Consider the following 16820-nt stretch of genomic DNA (forward strand, 5'->3'; position numbering starts at 1 on the left):
GTCCTCCTTCTCCGGTTCGTTCCCAGGGTCCAGCGTCAGGTTGATTGCCTGGTGGGGTCGGATCCGAGCAGAACATCGATGACGGTGGGTGCCGCGAAGCGTCGGTTGTACTCGGTCGGGCCCCAATGACCGAGGACCCCGAGTTCCACGAGTGAGTCGACAAGCTTGTTTGTCCGCCCGTAGGACAGGTTGAGGGCAGCTGCGGCCTCCCTGACGGTGAAGGTGGGCTGACCGACGGCGAAGTCGACAAGTTGTCGCGCCGACCCTGCGCGCAAGGTCGAGGCGGCGACCTGCTGCGTAAGGTCGGCCTGGACGCGGGCGAGCTGTTCCATGCGGTGCCGGGTCTGGTCGGCGGAGGCTTGCAGGCCCCGGGCGAAGAAGCCCACCCAGCTATCCCAATCGCCGTGCGTGGAGACGCCCATGAGGCATCCGAAATAGTCGGCGCGGTGGCCCTCGAACCAGGGCGAGACCGACAAGGTCGGTTCCGACAGGACGCCAGAGTGGTGCAACTGGACGACGATGAGGAGGCGCCCCAAGCGTCCGTTGCCATCATGGAACGGATGCAGCGCCTCGAACTGGTAGTGGGCCAACGCAGCGGCAACCACCGGGTCGAAGCGGCCACGGTGGTCGCCAGACATCCAGATCAGGAGGTCGCTGAGGCGCGCAGCCAGGTCCGGACCCGGGGGAGCGGGGACGAACTGGGCCGCCTTGATCGGCGGCTCGGTCAGGTCGGCGTCCTGCCTGCGGCCGATGACCACCTGGACGTCACGAACACGGCCCGTCTGCGAGCTGCGGTGCCGGGTGCCCTCCATCAGACGCTCCTGCAATTGGCCCAGCATTGACACCGTGAGCGCTCGGCGTTCCTGAGACCATCCGAAGGCGGCTTCGGCGACGACCAGGTAGTTGAGAACTTCGCGCAAGGACGGGTCCTTCTCCGCGTCGTCATCGGCGGCCAGCACCTTCATGAGCGGCTCGTAAGTGCCCTCCAAGGCGGCCGTTGACTGGGCTTCCACGCGAAGCGTCGCCTGCCGGAACAGCCGGGGGTTCGGCAACGAACGAGCGGTGCTATCGAGCGCCGCGAGCGAGGCGCGTGCGTCCGCGACTGCCCGATAGGTGGCCCCAGACAGCTCAGGGGACTCCCCGGGCAGCGGATCGGGAACGAACGCAGCATGTGTCCACTTGCCGCGCGCGGGGTCGACGCCGGCGATCGGAACAAGTTGCCTTACGGCGCTGTTGGCGAACAGATCAAGTCTCACAATGTCACTCTACGCGGCCAAGAGGAATGAAGCGACGCGAGAATGTTCCATTTGGGACACTCCCAGACTAGATGTGTCGTCATCGTGGCCGTCACGACACTTCGCGGGGTTCTGCCCCCCTTCGGCACGCACGCTGTGTCATCCCGGTGGTAGCCGCCGCCCACGCCGATCCAGCGGCCGTCGGCGAACCGGTCGGCGATGTCGATGACGAGGCGTTGGGCCAGGGCCATGGCGTCCACGGACAACGACAGGTCGGCGAGGGGGCGGAGCGGTGGGGGTCGGCGCCGTGCTGGGCGACGATCACCTAGGGTCGGAACGCCTCGATGAGCGGCGGGACGATCGCGGCGAAGGAGTGCAGCCACACGCGGTCGGCCGTGCGGGGCAGGAGGGCCACACACGTTGACGGCCGTGCCCCGGGCGTCCGCCCCGCCCACCTCGCGCGGGAAGCCGGTGTGGGGGAAGAGGTGCAGCCCCGATTCGTGCAGGGAGATGGTGAGGACACGCGGGTCGTCCCAGAAGACGCGCTCGACGGCGTCTGTGTGATTGGCGTCGAGGTCGACGTAGGCGACGCGGTCGGCCCCGTGGTCGAGCAGCCACCTGGTCGCCGACGGCACCATTGAGATCGAGGGTCAGGAGCGCCCGGCCGTCGTGGCGACGTTCCCTAACCGCTTCTACGCCTGACCCCTCTTCGCCGAGAGCCCCGGGTTTCACTGCCGAGAGCCCCGGTTGCGTCCGCCGACAGCCCGCAGCGGGGGCTTTCGGTGCAGAACGCCAGGGCTGTCGGCGCAGAATGCCGGGGCTGTCGGCGCAGAACGCCGGGGCTGTCGGCGCAGAACGCAGGGGCTGTCGGCGCAGAACGCCGGGGCACTGGTCGTGCCTCCCGCTTCGCCGCGGCGAAGGGCAGTGGGACTGGCCGCCGAGCAGCGTGAATAGCGGAAACGGTCCCCGGCTGACAACATTCGCACCGTGGCGGAGATGTGGGAGCACCAAGCGGGCTTCAGGTGGTCCCTGGAGCAGTTGGCCAACGAGGTGCTCGACCGCGCCGGCGCCAACGTCGACCCCCGCGCCTACCTGATCGGGTTCCGCGACAACGGACAGGTCACCGTCGAACCGGCCCGTGGGCACTTCGACCGCGACATCCTCGCCGACGCGCTCGACCGCGCGCAGCAGCGCTTCGCCCGCTCCAAGGCGCGCCGTGAGGCCGGCGACGACGAGAACGCCCTCGCCGCGGCCGAGTCGTACGTCCGCCGCGAGGTGCTGGCCGAGAAGCTAGGCGAGGCCGCGCGCACCGTCGGGCGCCAGCACTTCGCGGGCATCGGCGTCCCGATCGGGGAGTGGTTCATCGTTCCCGTGCTGGCCATCCACGCCGACCCGTGGAACGACCTCGCCCGCCTCCGCCGCACGCCCGCCGGCGACTCTTCGCCCCGCAGCTTCCCCGAGGCCGCCGTCACCGCCGTCCTCGACGCGGCCAGCCGCGAGCTGGATCGTCGCGTCCCGGGCGTCCGCCTGCACGTCGACCCGGACGCCGTCCTCCGCTCGGCCGCGGACGTGTTCGTCTCCACCCTCGTCCAGCGGGCCGGCCAGGACCTCGCCCACGGCGTCCGGCACGCACTCGACGCCGTGTCCGCCCAGCCGTACGAGGGACGCGCGGGCACGGGGTCGGTCCTGCTGGCCCAGCAGGGGCACCCCGACCTGACCGTCGAGGTCGCCCTCGAGCACCCGGTGCCCGTGGCGCTGGCGCGGTCGTTCCGCAAGGTGCTCGAGATGTCGGACGCCGACCTGCACCTCCTCTGCGACGGGCGCGAGGTGTTCGGGCTCGGCACGCTCGCCGACACCTACAACGCCGACTCCGAGTACGTGTTCACCGCCACGATCAGCGGCAACGGGTCGTGGGAGCTGTGGCACCAGTCCACGCCGCTGCTGCGCATGGACAACGGCCTGCCGCAGCTGCCCCGCGAGCGCCTCGACGAGGACGAGTTCTCGCACACGGTCGACCTCGTCTTTCCCGAGGCGTCCGCACGTAACGCGCGCCAGCTGTGGGAGATGGCCGTCGCCTGCGCGCGCCAGTCGCACGGCACGATGCTGGTCGTCCACCCGGACGCCGCCGCCGAGTCCGACCGCCTGCTGCCGCAGGTGCACGCGATCACGCCGGCGCGCCTCACCGGGCGTGTCCTGACCGCTGCAACGTCGATCGACGGCGCCGTGCTCGTCAGCCCGGACGGCCGCGTCCACGCCGTCGGCGTCATCCTCGACGGCGTGGCCACCGGCACCGGCGACTCCGGGCGCGGTGCGCGCTACAACTCGGCGATCCGTTACCTGGCCGGCGCCGGGCGGGGCGCCATGGTCATCATCGTCAGCGAGGACGGCAAGATCGACCTGCTGCCCAAGCTCAAGCGCCGGATGCGGCGCGAGACCGTGCAGCGGGCCGTCGACCGGCTCGTCGCGCGCTCCGCCGAGGGCGAGGAGCTCGAGGCGTTCGACCGCGCCAACCGGGCCGTGGTGGCGATCGAGTTCTACCTCAACCAGGAGCAGTGCGACCAGGTCAACGCCGCCCGCGACGCCGTTCAGGGCCGCGAGTGGGCGGCCGAGCACCTGCGCCGCCAGTTCGTCCCCGTTGCGCCCGACCCGGCGATGGACGACAGCTACTTCGTCGACCGCCGGACGGGCGCGTCCGAGGGCTGAGGTCAGCCGATCGGTTGCTGGAGGTCGACCACCCAGCCCTCGCCGTCGAACGGCGTGGACAGGTACACCTCGCGGCAGGTGCCCTGGGCCGTGAGCCCCCGGCGCTCCACCTCGCTGACGAGGCCCTGCCACGCGGCTTGGATGCCCTCCAGGTCGGGCGCCACGTACTGCGTGGTCAGCGCCCGATCGACGGCCTCCACCGTCACTTCCTCCAGGCCGGCGGGGGTGGGGGCGTCCCCGATCGGCTCGGCGGCGGAGGCGATCATGGCGTCCCTGTCGGGGGCGTAGAGGGCGACGCCGGGGCCGACCGGGTGGACGCCGGACGCCGTCAGCGCCGACCCGACGGAGTCGAACAGCGGGCCCATCTCGGTCTCGAACGACGTCATGTCGGTGATGCGCACCGATCGGGCGGCCAGGGTCAGGGCGGGCAGGGCGGTCTCGTGGTACGTGGACATGGGGATCTCCTTCGCAATCAGGCGGATACGCGCCTGGACCTGCGCGAGACGGCGTGCGTCGGCCCGGAGCTGGTGGGTCAGCTCGTCGGAGCGCTGCCGCAACAGCGCCAGGACCTCACCCTCGGACGCCCCGTCGGCCAGCAGGTGGCCGACCTGGTCGAGGGAGAAGCCGAGGTCCTTCAGCGCGACCAGGCGGTTGGCTCGGTCGAGCTGGGCGGTGGAGTACGAGCGGTAACCCGTGTACTCGTCGACGCGAGCCGGCTCGAGCAGGCCCAGCCGGTCGTAGTGCCGCAGCATGCGCACCGACACCCCGACCAGACGGGCGAACTCTCCGATACTCAACATGTCTGCACTCCACCGCCTGACACCGTGTCAGGTTCAAGCCCCGCTACGAGGCCGACCAGTACGGGTCGCGTCCGATGAACGACATGAGCCGGTCGGTGGCGTCCGCGTCCGCGCGCAGCGGGCCGCGCTCGGAACCGAACTGGCCGGACGCCCTCAGCATGGGCTCGATCGGCTCCATGCCGGCGAGCATCTCGGTGGCGACGGCCTCGTCGAGGCGGTCGTCCTGCCCCGTGGCGCGGGCCAGGTCCCACGTGTGCATGAACACGTCGGCGGTGTAGAAGTTCTGGATCATCACCGCCAGTGGCATGTCGCCGGTCATCGGGTTGGAGAAGGTCTTGGTCTGGGTGGCCGGGTCCTCCAGCACCGCTTGGACGGCATCGCGCTGGTGCTCCCACGCGGCGAGCAGGTCGACCTTCGGGTCGGGGCCGTCGGGCAGCGCGACGTCGGAGCCCGCGGCGAGCATGCCCGGGAACCACTCCAGCAGGTGCTCGACGACCGAGCGGGCCTTCCACCCGGCGACGGGGGCGGGGGCGTCCCAATCGGCGACGCCCTTGATGCGGTCGGTGAACGTGGCGGAAGCCGAGCGGTGGGCCTCGGCGAACTGGTTGCTCATGGTCAAACGCTAGCCGCGGCGTCCGACAGAATGCGCCGGACGCGGTGGATCCGCGGTTGCTTCACAGGTACCGGCGCATCCCGGCGACGACCTGGTCGAAGCGGTCCCGCGGCAGCGAGACCGAGACGCGGCGCACGGCGTCCGGGTCGACGCGGATGACGCGGTTCACCCGCACCTCCGACTCGCGGCCGCGGTTGTCCCACGCGCCGGCGCCGATGTCGACCCAGAAGCGGCCCGCGCGGGCCTCCTGCTGCTCGTCGAAGTCGTGGTCCTTGCTGGTCATCTGCAGGCCGAGCAGCCACGGGCCGTCGCGCCCGACGAGCACGACGGGGCGGTCCTTGCCGCGGGAGTGGTCCTCCTCGTAGGGCACCCACGTCCACACGACCTCGCCGGGGTCGGGGCGGTTGCCGCGCACCGGCGCGTAGTCCACCTGCGGCATGCCCCGGAAGTCGCCGGGGTAGCTCTGACGGCCGGACGCCGCGGGCTCGCTGCGCTGCCGCTGCCGCGGCTGTTGCTGCTCCTGGCGTGGACGGCGGGTGGCCTCGCGCAGGCCGGTGCGCAGGAGGTCCCGGGCGATGCGGCCGAGGGCGGAGAGGAGGCGGTTGTCCATTCGGGGGAGCCTAGCGATAGCGGGGCAGGGGGCCGTAGTGGACCTCGTCCGGCCGGACCACGGCGGGGGCCGCGGGGTGGCGGCGGAGGTGCCAGCGCTCGGCGAAGGAGCGGGCGGCGGGCGTCCACAGCAGGGCGGCGCCGAGCGCGATGAGGGGGATGCCGATCCAGGCCACCCAGTTGATGAGCAGGGCCAGCAGGGAGACGGCCGTGGCGATGAGGCCGGCCCTGCGCGCCCAGCCGAACCCGCGCCAGCCGTAGTGGCCGGCGATGATCGCGCCCGCCCCGATGAGGAGGGTGACGACGAACAGCGCGGTGACCATGAGGACGCGCAGCAGGCTGCCCGGCTCGGTGGCGACGACGCCGTTCAGCCATGCGGCGTCACCGAACTCACGGACGCTGCGCCAGAAGGCCCACAACAAGCCCGCGACGACGAACGCGATGCCGGTGAAGAACGCGGCGGCGGACGCCCACACCACGGCCGGACGCCTGGGTTCGCCGGTGTTCTGGTCGACGGAGGTGTCGACCGTCCGTGCAGCCGTGCCGATGCTCGGCTGCGCGGTGTTCTCGGAAGCGCTGGACACGGCGCCCAGCCTAGACGCTGCGCGGAGAGCCCCTGTTCCGACCGCCCAAGGCCCCCAGCAGGGGCTGTCGGCAGACAAACACGGGGCTCTCGGCGGCTGGGGGCGCGCACGCGAACGGGGCGCCGGCTGGAAGCCGGGGCCCCGCTGGTGCAGGAGAAGGTCAGCCCTTCATCGAGCCCGTCTCGAGGAAGCGGCGGTGCCACTCGTGCGAGGTGGCCAGGTCGTGCGGGGTGTGCGCCCCGTTGGCGACCTTGGCGGCGCGGGCGACGTACTCGAGGAGAGCCTCGCGGTAGTCCGGGTGGGCGCAGTTCTCGATGATGACCTTGGCGCGCTGCTTCGGCGACAGGCCACGCAGGTCGGCCAGACCCTGCTCTGTGATGATGACCTGCACGTCGTGCTCGGTGTGGTCGTGGTGCGACACCATCGGCACGATCGCGGAGATGTCACCGTTCTTGGCCAGCGACGGGGACACGAAGCACGAGATGTAGGCGTTGCGGGTGAAGTCGCCCGAGCCGCCGATGCCGTTCTGCATGCGGGAGCCCATGATGTGGGTCGAGTTCACGTTGCCGTAGATGTCGGCCTCGATCATGCCGTTGCAGGAGACGACGCCGAGTCGACGGATGACCTCGGGGTTGTTCGAAACCTCCTGCGGGCGCAGCACGATGTGCTCGCGGTACTTCTTGGCGTTGTCGTTCATCCTCGCCGCAGCCTCGGGCGACAGCGAGAAGGCGGTGGCGGAGGCGACCAGCAGCTTGCCGGAGTCGATCATGTCGACCATGCCGTCCTGGATGACCTCGGTGTAGGAGGTCAGCTGCTCGAACGGACCCTCGTTGAGGCCCACGAGCACCGCGTTGGCGATGTTGCCCACGCCGGACTGCATCGGGAGCAGGTTCTTGGGCATGCGGCCCTGCTTCACCTCGTTGCCGAGGAAGTCGAGCAGGTTTTCCGCGATGGTCTTCGACTCCTGGTCGAGCGGCTTGAACGGCGAGTTGCGATCCTCGGCGTCCGTCTCGATGACCGCGGCGACGCGGCTCCAGTCGATGTCGTAGTACTTCGAGCCGATGCGGTCGCCGGCGGCGTTGATCGGGATGGCGACGTTCTCGCCCGGCAGCTTCATCGAGTAGATGTCGTGCATGCCCTCCAGATCGATGGACTGCCACGCGTTCACCTCGAGGATGATCTTCTTGGCGGTCTCGAGGTACACGTTGTTGTTGCCGACCGAGGAGGAGGGGATCGCGGTGCCGTCGGCGTTGATGGCCGCGACCTCGACGACGGCGACGTCCAGGTCGCCCCAGAAGCCCTGGCGAACCTGCGGGCCGGAGTGGGAGAGGTGCACGTCGTAGTACTCGGACGTGCCGGCGTTGATCTTGTTCCGCATCACGGGGTCGGACTGGTACGGCATGCGCATGGAGATGCCGTCGACCGCGGCGAGGGCACCGTCGTGCTCGGGCGCGGTGGACGCGCCGGTGTAGGACGCGATCTGGAACTCATCACCCCTGTCGTGGGCGGCCTTGATCTCGGCGGCCAGCGCCTCGGGCAAGACCTTCGGGTAGCCGGAACCGGTGAAGCCGGAGAACCCGACCCGGTCGCCGTTCTTGATCAGCTTGGCGGCCTCCTCGGCCGACATCACCTTGGAGCGGTACGTGTCAGAAGCGATGCGGGACATCCATTTCCTCCCTGAAATGACGTTCTTGGGCGACACCTTAGCCAAACTCCCGCCTCGCGTGCTCACCCGCATTGCCGCCCGTGAGCGGCCGGACGCCGCCGGCTCGGCCCGGCCGGGTCTGTGTGGCCCGGACGCGCTGGGCGGCGCCCTAGACTGACGGTGAAAGGGGTAGTCGTGAGTGGTGAGCAGGAGGCCGTGCCGACTGGCACGACGCTGCCCGCACGCAAGCCGACGCCCCTGTGGCTGGTCGTCCTCGGCAACGTCGTCGTCGCCCTGGCCATCGTGTCCCTGGTGCAGACGTTCGTCGTCCGGGTCCACAACGTCGCCTCGGGTTCGATGCAGGAGACCCTCGGCGTCCGTGACCGCGTGCTGTCGTCCAACCTGCCCTACCTGAACTCGGGGCCCCAGCGCGGCGACATCGTGATCTTCGGGCACGGTGCGTCCTGGGAGGACCCGGTCCGCACCCCCGACCCCAACCCTGTGATCGCGGCCGTCCGCATCTTCGGCGACGTCACCGGCATCGGCATCTCCAACCGGACTTACACCGTCAAGCGCGTGCTCGGCATACCGGGGGACACCGTCGAATGCTGCGACGCGCAGGGCCGACTCGTGGTGAACGGGCAGTCGATCGACGAGCCGTACATCCACCGCGACCTGCCCTTCATCGCAGGAGGCCTCGACTGCGCGAGCACGCCGCGGTCCGCGCGCTGCTTCCCGCCCATCACGGTGCCCGAGGGGAGTTACCTCGTCCTGGGCGACCACCGCTCGAACTCGGCCGATTCGGTCTCGGGGTGTCGCGGGGCGAGGGACGCCGTTGGGTGCGCCCGCCTCGTCCCGGGCGCCCGCATCACCGGCAAGGTGATTGCGAAGGCCTGGCCGCCCGGCCCGGTCGGCTGATCCCGCCGAGGGCTTGGGTCCAGACCGCCGAGGGCTCCGGTTCGATGCGCCGAGGGCTCCGGTTCGATGCGTCGAGTGCTCCGGTTCGCTGATCTGCGTGCGGATTTCCCTACAGAACTCAAGCCCTCGGCGGTCTGAAGGCAAGCCCTCGGCGGTCTGAAGGCAAGCCCTCGGCGGTCTGAAGGCAAGCCCTCGGCGGTCTGAAGGCAAGCCCTCGGCGGCCTGAAGGCAAGCCCTCGGCGCTTCTAACCCAAGCCCTCGGCGGTCAGCAGACCGAGGCTCACCAGCTCGTCCACCAGCCGCTGGACGCCCTCGCTCGCGTCCCCCTCGGGCGGGGAACCGAACAGTCCCACCAACACCTCGGTGAGTTCCGGCACCGTCAGGGGTTCGGACACCGCGTCGTAGGCGGCCAGCCCGAGCGGGCTGAGCTCCACGACTCGGCGTTCCAGCAGCAGCAGGGTGCGGCCGTCCCGCTCGAGGCGGTCGACGACGGGTACGGCGTGGACCGTCATGTTTCCTCCAGCGCCTCGATCAGCACGTCACGGGCGCTCTCGGCCTCGGCGTACGTCACCAGCAGGGTGGGCGGACGGGCGTCCAGGAACGCGGCCAGGCTGTGCAGCGGCGTCCCGAGGGAGCTGAGCGACGAGCTCTCGCTCGTGAGCTGGACGATGGCGTCCAACACCCCCAGCGGCTCCACCGTGGGTGTCGTCAGCGACTCGTCGCGCCGGATCAGCACGAACCTCCGCAAGCGCGCATCGGGGTGCACGCGCGCCAGGCCCAGCTCGTCCGGTGACGTCTCGATCTTCACCCCGGTGAAGTCCGGCGGGCGGATCGACAGGGGCTTCTCGTAGGGCATGATCCGGCCGTCCAGGTTGAACCCGACCGTCTCGTCGGTCACGTAGCCGTGCGTGCGACCCAGCACGCCCGACAGCGTGGTCTTGCCCGTGCCGCCCGGCGCCACGTAGGCCAGCGCCGCACCCGTACGAGGGTCCGTCACCGCCCCTGCGTGGAACATGAACAGGCGCCCGCGCTGGGCCTGGATGGCCGTCTGGGTGACGTCCTGGGTCAACCGCTGGAGGCGAGGGGCCAGGTCCTCGTCCGCCTCCAGCGACACTGTCAAGGGAGGCGCATCGATCTCGCTGCCCCGCGGCACGAGGCACCGCGACCAGGCCGTGCGGAGGGCGTCCGTCAGCTCGTCGACCCGAGACCCGCTCACGGTGACGTGGACGCGCACGCCCAGCCCGTGGAGGTCCAAAGAGGTCACGCCCGCCACCCTAGCGGGATGGCGGGCGTGGACGACTTCGTCAGGCGAGGGTGATGCGCTGCTTGAGCGTGTGCGTCTCGCCGGGACGCAGGGTGAGCTGGTCCGCCAGCGCGTTCGCGGCCTCGATGCAGATCATGCCCTGCCACTCGTCGTCGCCGAAGTCCGGCGCGGCGGCGGACTTGTCGACCCACGGGTTCCAGATGACCGTGTTGGCCGAACCCGACTTGGCGATGACCAGCTTGCGGCCGAGCACCGGGTCGTCGAGGACGACCTCGCCGGTGGAGCGGTACACGCGATCGGTCTCGCCCGTGATCGTCACGTCGCCGGACTGGGTCTCGGTCTGGCCGGTCACCTTGTCGTAGTACTCGGCGCCGTCGAGGCCGGACACCGACACCTTGCGGACGTCGCCCACCGCCAGGTAGGTGTGCAGCGCGCCGTCGAGCGGCACATGGCTCTGGCCGGTGTTGGTGACCTCGAGGGTCATGCCCAGGTACTCGGGGGTGAACTTCGCGACGAAGCGCGCCTCGTACCGGTACGGCCAGTCGGGCTGCTGCCCGGTCATGGCGTTGTCCAGGGTGTACTCGACCAGCAGGCGGCCGTCGCGATCGAGGGTGTCCTTGATGTCGCTGAGGTGCCAGGTGTGCAGGCGGGCGAAGCCGTGGCCGGGCTCCTGGTCACCCGCGCGTCCGTTGCCGAACCACGGGAAGCAGATCGGGACGCCACCGCGGATGGGCTGCCCGTCGGCGAACCAGGACTTGGCGCTCATCCACAGCACGGGGGCCGCGCCGTCGGGCTGCCAGGACCACACGTGCGCGCCCTGGTCGAACACGCCGTAGTGCCCGGACCCGATCGTGGCCTCGACGCCCCGAAGTGGGTTTTCGGTGATCTCATGCTCCATTGGAAAGACCTCCTCGTTGGTGGTGCTCTGGTGAACCGAGCCTAGTCCGACTCACTGTCGTATACGACCCCGGACGGGAGAAAGGTCACGACCCGGACGAAGTCGTCCGGGTCGTGGTCGTCGGGGCTCGGTGAGGGCGATCAGCGGATGGCGCGGGCCTCCAGGTAGAACCGCTTGTCCTGGGCGTGACCCATGGAGAATGTCTTGCGCGGCAGGGGACCGTCGACGGCGATCGAACGGAAGAACGCGTCCTTGCCGATGCCGGGCAGGAGGAACGCCACGTTCCCCGGACGCGAGCCCAGGCCGGCGGCCACGTCCTCGCCGTGGACGTAGTCGATCTCGGCTTCGGCGTGCTCGGCCAGCCACGTGTCCAGGAACGACTGGAGTGTCCCGACCGCGAGCTGGTGCGTGGGGGAGGGCACCTCCACCACGCTCACACCGGACGCCCGTGCCACGGCGAACCGCTGCGCGTGGCCGGCGGTCACGGCATCCAGCGCCTCCTGCAGCGAGCCGACGGGGCGCTCCGACGCACCCAGGGCCGCGACCAGGTCGTCGGCGGCGTCCGCCCCGTCGAACACGACCCGGTGGATCGGCTCGAACGACAGCGAGTCGTCGTGAAGGTTGACCAGCTCGACCAACGCCCAGCGCGCGGGGTGGTCGGACGCCGCGCCCGCGGCCTTGTGCTCGTTCCAGATGGCCTTCGCCGTGGCCAGCGAGTGGTTGCCGTCGCCCATCGCGAACTGCATCGGGTGATCCGACGACAGCCCGTAGCGGGCCTGGTAGGCCTCCGTCGCGACGAGCCCGTCCAGGGCGGCGAACACGGACGCCTGCAGGCCCGGGTCGGCGACGAGGCGTCCGGTCACGTGGCCAGAGCCGAGCATGAGGTCGGTGTCGTACGCCGTCGCCAAGGACTCGCGCGCAGCCAGCACCGGCGCCAGCACGGCCCCCTCGGGGTCGTCGTAGAGCACCATGATGTGCGGCAGCTCGAGGGGGGCGTCGCGGCGCACGGCCATGCGCGGGGGCAGTCGGTCGAGCACCGTCCCCTCGGTGGAGCGGATCGGCGACACGGCCGTCGAGGAGTAGTCGTACGCTTCGAGGTCCACCTCGACGACCAGGCCCCGCTGGACGCCGCCGCTGTGCGTGCGTTCCACGTACACGATCGCCTCGTACGGCTCGAGCAACCCACGGCCGAGGTAGTCGTGCATGGCCGCCTTGCAGGCGTGGACGCGCTGCGCCACGTCCGGGGCACCGAGGTGCAGCTCGGGCAGGACCAGCCGCAGCGTGGAGGGGGCGTCGCCGACGAGCTCCTCCACCTGGGCCCAGTACTCGGGCTGGGAGGTGTACTGGTCACACGCGATGACGGCCCAGCGGTGCACGTCGACGGACGCGGTGGGCAGCAGCACGCGTGGGACGCGCACGCAGGCAGCGGTCTGGACGGACATGCCGGCCAGTCTGCCACCCCGCAGGCGGGCGGGGTGGCCCGGTCCGCAGCCTGCTCAGGCGTCCTGGCTGAAGACCAGCACGGAGTAGGGGCCGACCGACACGTTGCCGTGCCACTGCATGCCGTCGGCGTCCTCCTCGTAGGCCTCGAGTTCGAACGACTCGTAGTTGCCGAACAAGGAGCTGTAGAGGGTGGCGTCCGAGTTGAAGCGCAGCTTCCACAGCCCTCCCGAGGGCAGCCCGATGCGGCGGTACTCGACGGGTTCGGCCGACAGGTTGACCACCACGACGACGTCGTCGCCGGGGCCGTGGTCGAGCCAGCGGTGGAACACCAGCAGGTTGTCGTCCTCGTTCACGTGGTGCACGGTCAGGCCGCGCCCCGTCAGGCCGCGGGTCACGCCACCCCGGTTGAGGCGGAGGTCGATCAGGTCGCTGTAGAGGCGGGCGATGCCGGAGAAGTCCTCATTGCGCTTCCAGTCCAGCGGGACGTCGTCGCGGAACCAGCCGCCCTCGAGGAACTCCTGCCCCTGGAAGATCATCGGGATGCCCGGCGACGTCATCACCAGTGCGGCCCCGATCGTGGAGCGCTTCTGGGCGGGCCAGCCCGTGGCGTTGTCCGCCTCGATCTCCTCCGGGACGCGGGCCTGCCCGTTGGCCACCTCGTCGTGGGACTCGGTGTAGATCACGCGCTCCAGGGGGTCGCCATAGTGGTGGGCGATGGCCTCGGCGAGAGTCCCGATCGAGCGGCTGTTGTCGTCGGGGGTGATCAGCTCGGCCCGGACGGGGTGCACGAACGCGGCGTCCCACTGGGCGTGGAAGCCGGCGCCGTCCTGGTTCTCCTCGGTGATGAGCGGGTTCTTGTGCAGATCCTCGGCGATCGTGATGCGGCCGGGGAACTCGTCGCGCACCGAGTCGGTGATCCACCGCATGAGCGACCAGCCCTCGTCGAGGTAGTTGCCCTGGTGGGAGTACATGTGGGGCACCATGTCCAGGCGCAGGCCGTCCACGTGGTAGTCGCGCAGCCACATCAGCGCGTTGTCGCGGATGAAGCGGCGCACCTCCTCGCGGCCGTAATCCGGGCGGGTGTCGCCCCACGGGGTCTCCGAACGGTCGTCGTTGTAGAAGTAGATGCCGCCCTTGCCGTTCTCACTCCACCCGTCGAACTGCCACAGGTCGAGGTCGGAGGGGCCGAAGTGGTTGTAGACGACGTCCTGGATGACGGCCAGCCCGCGACGGTGGCACTCCTTGACGAACTGCTTGTAGGCGTCCGGGCCGCCGTAGGCGCTCTCGACCGCGAACACGTGGGCGGGGTTGTAGCCCCAGCTCATGTCGCCGGCGAACTCGGCCATCGGCATGACCTCGATCGCGTTGACGCCGAGGTCGACGAGGTGGTCCAGCTTCGCGATGGCGTCGTCGAGGTGGCCGACCGAACCCTCGGAGTCCTGACCGCCGAACGAGCCGATGTGCATCTCGTAGATGACCAGTTCGTGGTGGGGCGGGCAGTTGGCCGAGTCGCCCTCCCAGTCGAAGGCGGCGTGGTCGTAGATGACGCCGTTGCCGACCGAGTTGGTCACCTGCATGGCGTAGGGGTCGACGCGGGAGAGTGAGTTCTCGCCGTTGGTGATCTGGTACTTGTACTCGTGCCCCGGCTCGGCGCCCGCGACGAAGCCGTACCAGTAGCCGTTGCCCTCGGACTGTAGCGGTGAGACGTCGTCGCGCCACTCGTTGAAGTCACCGAGGACCGTCACCGCGTCCGCGTGCGGGGCCCACACCCGGAAGGCGGTTCCGCCCTCGGTCGGGAGGGCCCCCATGCCCTGGATCGGCTCGGTCGGTGCGCTCATCGGTTCTCCTTCGCTTGGTCCGGCGCCAGCGTAGCGGCCTGCCAACTGCTTGCAAGCCTGCTCGCACTCTGATCGCGTTGTCCGGGGCAGGTCAGGGTCGGGATCCGGGGGCTCGGGGGTTGTCGGCGCTAACTTCAGCTAGCAGACTGGTGGGCATGGAACGCAACGAGGTCATCGAGCAGCATGAGCGGCTGCCACTCGGCGACTTCATCGCGGCCCAGCGTCGTGCGGCAGAGATGTCGCTGCGGCAGCTCGCCGAGAGGGCGGGCATCTCCAACCCTTACGTGAGCCAGATCGAACGTGGGCTGCGCAAGCCGTCCGCGGAGGTGCTGAACCAGATCGCCACCGCCCTGTCGGTGTCTGCTGAGTCCCTGTACGTCCGCGCCGGAATCATCGACCCGGACGAGCCCCGTCCGACGTCGGTGCAGCGCGCCGTCCAGACCGACCCGGCCCTGACCGCCGCCCAGAAGCAGGCCCTCATCTCCGTGTACCTGGCGTTCGTCCAGCCCGGGGGGGCCGATTTCGCACCCCAACCCATGCCGGGCCAACCGGCGACCACCGAGGAGTGAACATGTCCGATCAGTACAACGAGCAGACCAAGCCCGAGGGCGAGTTCGTCGAGGAGTTCGAGGTCGAGGCCGACAAGGTCCACCTCACCGCCGGCGAGAAGTTCACGCCCGAGCAGCTGGGCGACGCCGTCATCAAGTTCGCCACCGAGACCGCCTACGCGGCCGCCGGCCTCGCGAACGTCCTGGCCGAGAAGGCCAAGGTCTTCTACGAGCAGCAGCGCAAGCAGATCGCCGAGCAGACCCCTGAGGGCGTCGACCCGAACTTCCGCCAGTTCGTCGACACCATGCCCGACCAGTTCAAGGGCTTCCTGGACGAGGCCACCAAGGCCTTCCACGACATGGCCGAGCGCGGTCGCCATTCCGTGGCCGACTTCCAGGGCCAGGTCGCGGCCGCCCGTGACGCCGCCAAGGACGCCCGCAAGGACAGCCCCGAGGCGTTCGACCTCAAGGACGACGCCGCCGCCGACGCGGAGGCCGCCGACGCGGTCGCGCCCGAGGACGCCCAGGACGTCGTGACCGACGCCTACCCGGGCGAGTCCAAGGACGAGTTCCGCGGCTGACCCGCAGAGAACGAACGGGCCCCCGACCTCCAGGTCGGGGGCCCGTCCGCGTCCGTGGGCTCAGCGGCAGGTCACGCCGGTGGCGTGGATGGGGCAGTAGCCGTGCGGCACCTTGAACAGATACTGCTGGTGGCCCGGCTCGGCCGGGTAGAAGGGCGTCGGCTCGGTCACCAGCTCCGTGGTGACGGACCCGAAGCCCGCCTTGTCGAAGGCCTCGCCGTACTGCTCCAGCACGGACGCCGCGGTAGCGGCTTGCTCGGGGGTCGCGGCGAAGATGGCCGAGCGGTACTGGGTGCCCACGTCGTTGCCCTGGCGCATGCCCTGCGTCGGGTCGTGGTTCTCGAAGAAGATGCGCAGCAGCTGCTCGTAGGAGACCTTCGTCGGGTCGAAGGTGACGCGCACCGTTTCGGTGTGCCCGGTTCGCCCCGAGCAGGTCTCCTCGTAGGTCGGGTTGAGAGTGGTGCCGCCCATGTAGCCGACAGCCGTGTTCGTCACGCCGGGCGTCGTCCAGTACAGCTTCTCGGCGCCCCAGAAACACCCCAGCGCGAGGTACGCGACCTCTGAGCCCTCGGGTGTGTCGAGCACATTGATCCCGAAGATGTCGTGCACCGCGCCTCCGGGAAGGATCGACGCCTCGCGGCCGGCCAGTGCCAGCCTCGGGTCGACCATCCGTGGCTGCATCATCCCCCAACTACCGAACATGCCCTCAACCCTAGCTCGCACTACGCTGGACGCCATGACTGCCGCCTTCGCACCGGGCTTCTACACGACCGAGACCGACGCCGCCTCCGTCTCCGGGGACTGGCGCTTGGGCGGGTGGACGCCGAAGGTGCTGCAGCTGCCCGAGGACCTGGGCAACGACGCGCGCCGCATCGTGTTGGTCGAACTCGGGCGCGCGCTGGGGCTGGGGGACGTCGCCTCGGTCGACGGGCTGGCGTCCGCCCTCGCCGGGACCGCACCCCAGACGGTGCTCGTGTGGGCCCGCGGGACTGAGTTCGCCGACCAGCAGGCCGGCGTCTGGAAGGCGCTCGCCGAGGTGCTGGAGGCCCGGGCGAAGGCCTCCCCGGCGTTCGCCGTGGTGCTGGCCGGCCGCGACAAGAAGTCCAAGGAACGCGACCGCTGAGCCCCTGATCGGGTGAGA

Annotated in this window: 18 protein-coding genes; 5 read left to right on the forward strand and 13 right to left on the reverse strand. The window is 70.1% G+C overall.

Annotated elements, in window-relative coordinates:
• Positions 1–35: 35 nt before the first annotated feature.
• The gene (locus ET989_RS01760; protein WP_131166818.1) at positions 36–1256 is read right to left on the reverse strand and encodes a Fic family protein; all 1221 of its coding nucleotides are present in this window, start codon (positions 1254–1256) and stop codon (positions 36–38) included.
• Complete coding sequence (locus ET989_RS01765; protein WP_131166819.1) at positions 1253–1873, reverse strand: arginase family protein; 621 nt, start codon at positions 1871–1873, stop codon at positions 1253–1255. Before ET989_RS01765 ends, ET989_RS01760 begins: the two co-directional genes overlap by 4 nt.
• A 358-nt stretch (positions 1874–2231) precedes the next feature.
• Here ET989_RS01765 and ET989_RS01775 point away from each other — a divergent pair, with 358 nt between their 5' ends.
• On the forward strand, positions 2232–3938 hold the full coding sequence (locus ET989_RS01775) for a DNA integrity scanning protein DisA nucleotide-binding domain protein (protein ID WP_131166930.1): 1707 nt from the start codon (positions 2232–2234) through the stop codon (positions 3936–3938).
• A gap of 2 nt (positions 3939–3940) precedes the next feature.
• Here the strand turns inward: ET989_RS01775 and ET989_RS01780 are convergent, their stop codons facing one another.
• The 5 genes from ET989_RS01780 to ET989_RS01800 all read right to left on the reverse strand — a co-directional run bounded on the left by ET989_RS01780 (position 3941) and on the right by ET989_RS01800 (position 8210).
• Positions 3941–4738 carry a MerR family transcriptional regulator gene (locus ET989_RS01780; RefSeq protein WP_131166820.1) on the reverse strand — a complete coding sequence of 266 codons (798 nt, stop codon included), beginning with the start codon at positions 4736–4738 and terminating at the stop codon, positions 3941–3943.
• A 43-nt stretch (positions 4739–4781) separates the two neighbouring features.
• Entirely contained in the window at positions 4782–5351 is a 570-nt protein-coding gene (locus tag ET989_RS01785; protein ID WP_206662175.1) for a TIGR03086 family metal-binding protein, read from the reverse strand.
• Positions 5352–5412: 61 nt separating this feature from the next.
• Positions 5413–5961: a type II toxin-antitoxin system PemK/MazF family toxin gene (locus ET989_RS01790; RefSeq protein WP_131166822.1), complete on the reverse strand. Its 549-nt coding sequence runs from the start codon at positions 5959–5961 to the stop codon at positions 5413–5415.
• A gap of 10 nt (positions 5962–5971) precedes the next feature.
• Entirely contained in the window at positions 5972–6544 is a 573-nt protein-coding gene (locus tag ET989_RS01795) for a hypothetical protein (protein WP_131166823.1), read from the reverse strand.
• A gap of 160 nt (positions 6545–6704) precedes the next feature.
• Positions 6705–8210, reverse strand: a complete 1506-nt coding sequence (locus tag ET989_RS01800) for an acetyl-CoA hydrolase/transferase family protein (protein WP_131166824.1) — start codon at positions 8208–8210, stop codon at positions 6705–6707.
• Between the two features lie 174 nt (positions 8211–8384).
• On the opposite strand from ET989_RS01800, the gene lepB reads away from it, so the two are divergent.
• Positions 8385–9107 (forward strand): signal peptidase I, encoded by a 723-nt coding sequence (lepB, locus tag ET989_RS01805; protein ID WP_206662176.1) that lies wholly within the window; start codon positions 8385–8387, stop codon positions 9105–9107.
• 245 nt (positions 9108–9352) lie between these two features.
• Here the strand turns inward: lepB and ET989_RS01810 are convergent, their stop codons facing one another.
• The 5 genes from ET989_RS01810 to ET989_RS01830 form a co-directional block, all read right to left on the reverse strand.
• On the reverse strand, positions 9353–9619 hold the full coding sequence (locus ET989_RS01810; protein WP_131166825.1) for a hypothetical protein: 267 nt from the start codon (positions 9617–9619) through the stop codon (positions 9353–9355).
• Positions 9616–10371 carry a hypothetical protein gene (locus ET989_RS01815; RefSeq protein ID WP_131166826.1) on the reverse strand — a complete coding sequence of 252 codons (756 nt, stop codon included), beginning with the start codon at positions 10369–10371 and terminating at the stop codon, positions 9616–9618. Before ET989_RS01815 ends, ET989_RS01810 begins: the two co-directional genes overlap by 4 nt.
• Before the next feature lie 40 nt (positions 10372–10411).
• Positions 10412–11269: a D-hexose-6-phosphate mutarotase gene (locus ET989_RS01820; RefSeq protein ID WP_131166827.1), complete on the reverse strand. Its 858-nt coding sequence runs from the start codon at positions 11267–11269 to the stop codon at positions 10412–10414.
• 140 nt (positions 11270–11409) lie between these two features.
• Positions 11410–12711, reverse strand: a complete 1302-nt coding sequence (locus ET989_RS01825) for a DUF1015 domain-containing protein (protein WP_131166828.1) — start codon at positions 12709–12711, stop codon at positions 11410–11412.
• 54 nt (positions 12712–12765) lie between these two features.
• Positions 12766–14550: an alpha-amylase family glycosyl hydrolase gene (locus ET989_RS01830; RefSeq protein WP_131166829.1), complete on the reverse strand. Its 1785-nt coding sequence runs from the start codon at positions 14548–14550 to the stop codon at positions 12766–12768.
• 155 nt (positions 14551–14705) lie between these two features.
• Between ET989_RS01830 and ET989_RS01835 the strand changes: the two genes are divergently transcribed.
• Both ET989_RS01835 and ET989_RS01840 read left to right on the forward strand, forming a co-directional pair.
• Positions 14706–15119 (forward strand): helix-turn-helix domain-containing protein, encoded by a 414-nt coding sequence (locus tag ET989_RS01835; protein WP_131166830.1) that lies wholly within the window; start codon positions 14706–14708, stop codon positions 15117–15119.
• A 2-nt stretch (positions 15120–15121) separates the two neighbouring features.
• Positions 15122–15679, forward strand: coding sequence for a hypothetical protein (locus ET989_RS01840; RefSeq protein ID WP_131166831.1), 558 nt, complete (start codon positions 15122–15124; stop codon positions 15677–15679).
• A gap of 60 nt (positions 15680–15739) precedes the next feature.
• Here the strand turns inward: ET989_RS01840 and msrA are convergent, their stop codons facing one another.
• The gene (gene msrA / locus ET989_RS01845) at positions 15740–16363 is read right to left on the reverse strand and encodes a peptide-methionine (S)-S-oxide reductase MsrA (protein WP_206662188.1); all 624 of its coding nucleotides are present in this window, start codon (positions 16361–16363) and stop codon (positions 15740–15742) included.
• Positions 16364–16415: 52 nt separating this feature from the next.
• Here msrA and ET989_RS01850 point away from each other — a divergent pair, with 52 nt between their 5' ends.
• Positions 16416–16802 (forward strand): hypothetical protein, encoded by a 387-nt coding sequence (locus tag ET989_RS01850; RefSeq protein WP_131166832.1) that lies wholly within the window; start codon positions 16416–16418, stop codon positions 16800–16802.
• Positions 16803–16820: the final 18 nt, after the last annotated feature.

The organism is Propioniciclava sinopodophylli (assembly GCF_004324755.1).
GTDB lineage: Bacteria > Actinomycetota > Actinomycetes > Propionibacteriales > Propionibacteriaceae > Propioniciclava > Propioniciclava sinopodophylli.

What these genes read in the sequence shown, in the direction of transcription:
- ET989_RS01765 (WP_131166819.1), bottom strand. Translation starts at nt 1,873, where the DNA reads ATGGTGCCGTCGGCGACCAGGTGGCTGCTCGACCACGGGGCCGACCGC.
- ET989_RS01775 (WP_131166930.1), top strand. Translation starts at nt 2,232, where the DNA reads ATGTGGGAGCACCAAGCGGGCTTCAGGTGGTCCCTGGAGCAGTTGGCC.
- ET989_RS01780 (WP_131166820.1), bottom strand. Translation starts at nt 4,738, where the DNA reads ATGTTGAGTATCGGAGAGTTCGCCCGTCTGGTCGGGGTGTCGGTGCGC.
- ET989_RS01785 (WP_206662175.1), bottom strand. Translation starts at nt 5,351, where the DNA reads ATGAGCAACCAGTTCGCCGAGGCCCACCGCTCGGCTTCCGCCACGTTC.
- ET989_RS01790 (WP_131166822.1), bottom strand. Translation starts at nt 5,961, where the DNA reads ATGGACAACCGCCTCCTCTCCGCCCTCGGCCGCATCGCCCGGGACCTC.
- ET989_RS01800 (WP_131166824.1), bottom strand. Translation starts at nt 8,210, where the DNA reads ATGTCCCGCATCGCTTCTGACACGTACCGCTCCAAGGTGATGTCGGCC.
- ET989_RS01810 (WP_131166825.1), bottom strand. Translation starts at nt 9,619, where the DNA reads ATGACGGTCCACGCCGTACCCGTCGTCGACCGCCTCGAGCGGGACGGC.
- ET989_RS01820 (WP_131166827.1), bottom strand. Translation starts at nt 11,269, where the DNA reads ATGGAGCATGAGATCACCGAAAACCCACTTCGGGGCGTCGAGGCCACG.
- ET989_RS01825 (WP_131166828.1), bottom strand. Translation starts at nt 12,711, where the DNA reads ATGTCCGTCCAGACCGCTGCCTGCGTGCGCGTCCCACGCGTGCTGCTG.
- ET989_RS01830 (WP_131166829.1), bottom strand. Translation starts at nt 14,550, where the DNA reads ATGAGCGCACCGACCGAGCCGATCCAGGGCATGGGGGCCCTCCCGACC.
- ET989_RS01835 (WP_131166830.1), top strand. Translation starts at nt 14,706, where the DNA reads ATGGAACGCAACGAGGTCATCGAGCAGCATGAGCGGCTGCCACTCGGC.
- ET989_RS01840 (WP_131166831.1), top strand. Translation starts at nt 15,122, where the DNA reads ATGTCCGATCAGTACAACGAGCAGACCAAGCCCGAGGGCGAGTTCGTC.
- msrA (WP_206662188.1), bottom strand. Translation starts at nt 16,363, where the DNA reads ATGATGCAGCCACGGATGGTCGACCCGAGGCTGGCACTGGCCGGCCGC.
- ET989_RS01850 (WP_131166832.1), top strand. Translation starts at nt 16,416, where the DNA reads ATGACTGCCGCCTTCGCACCGGGCTTCTACACGACCGAGACCGACGCC.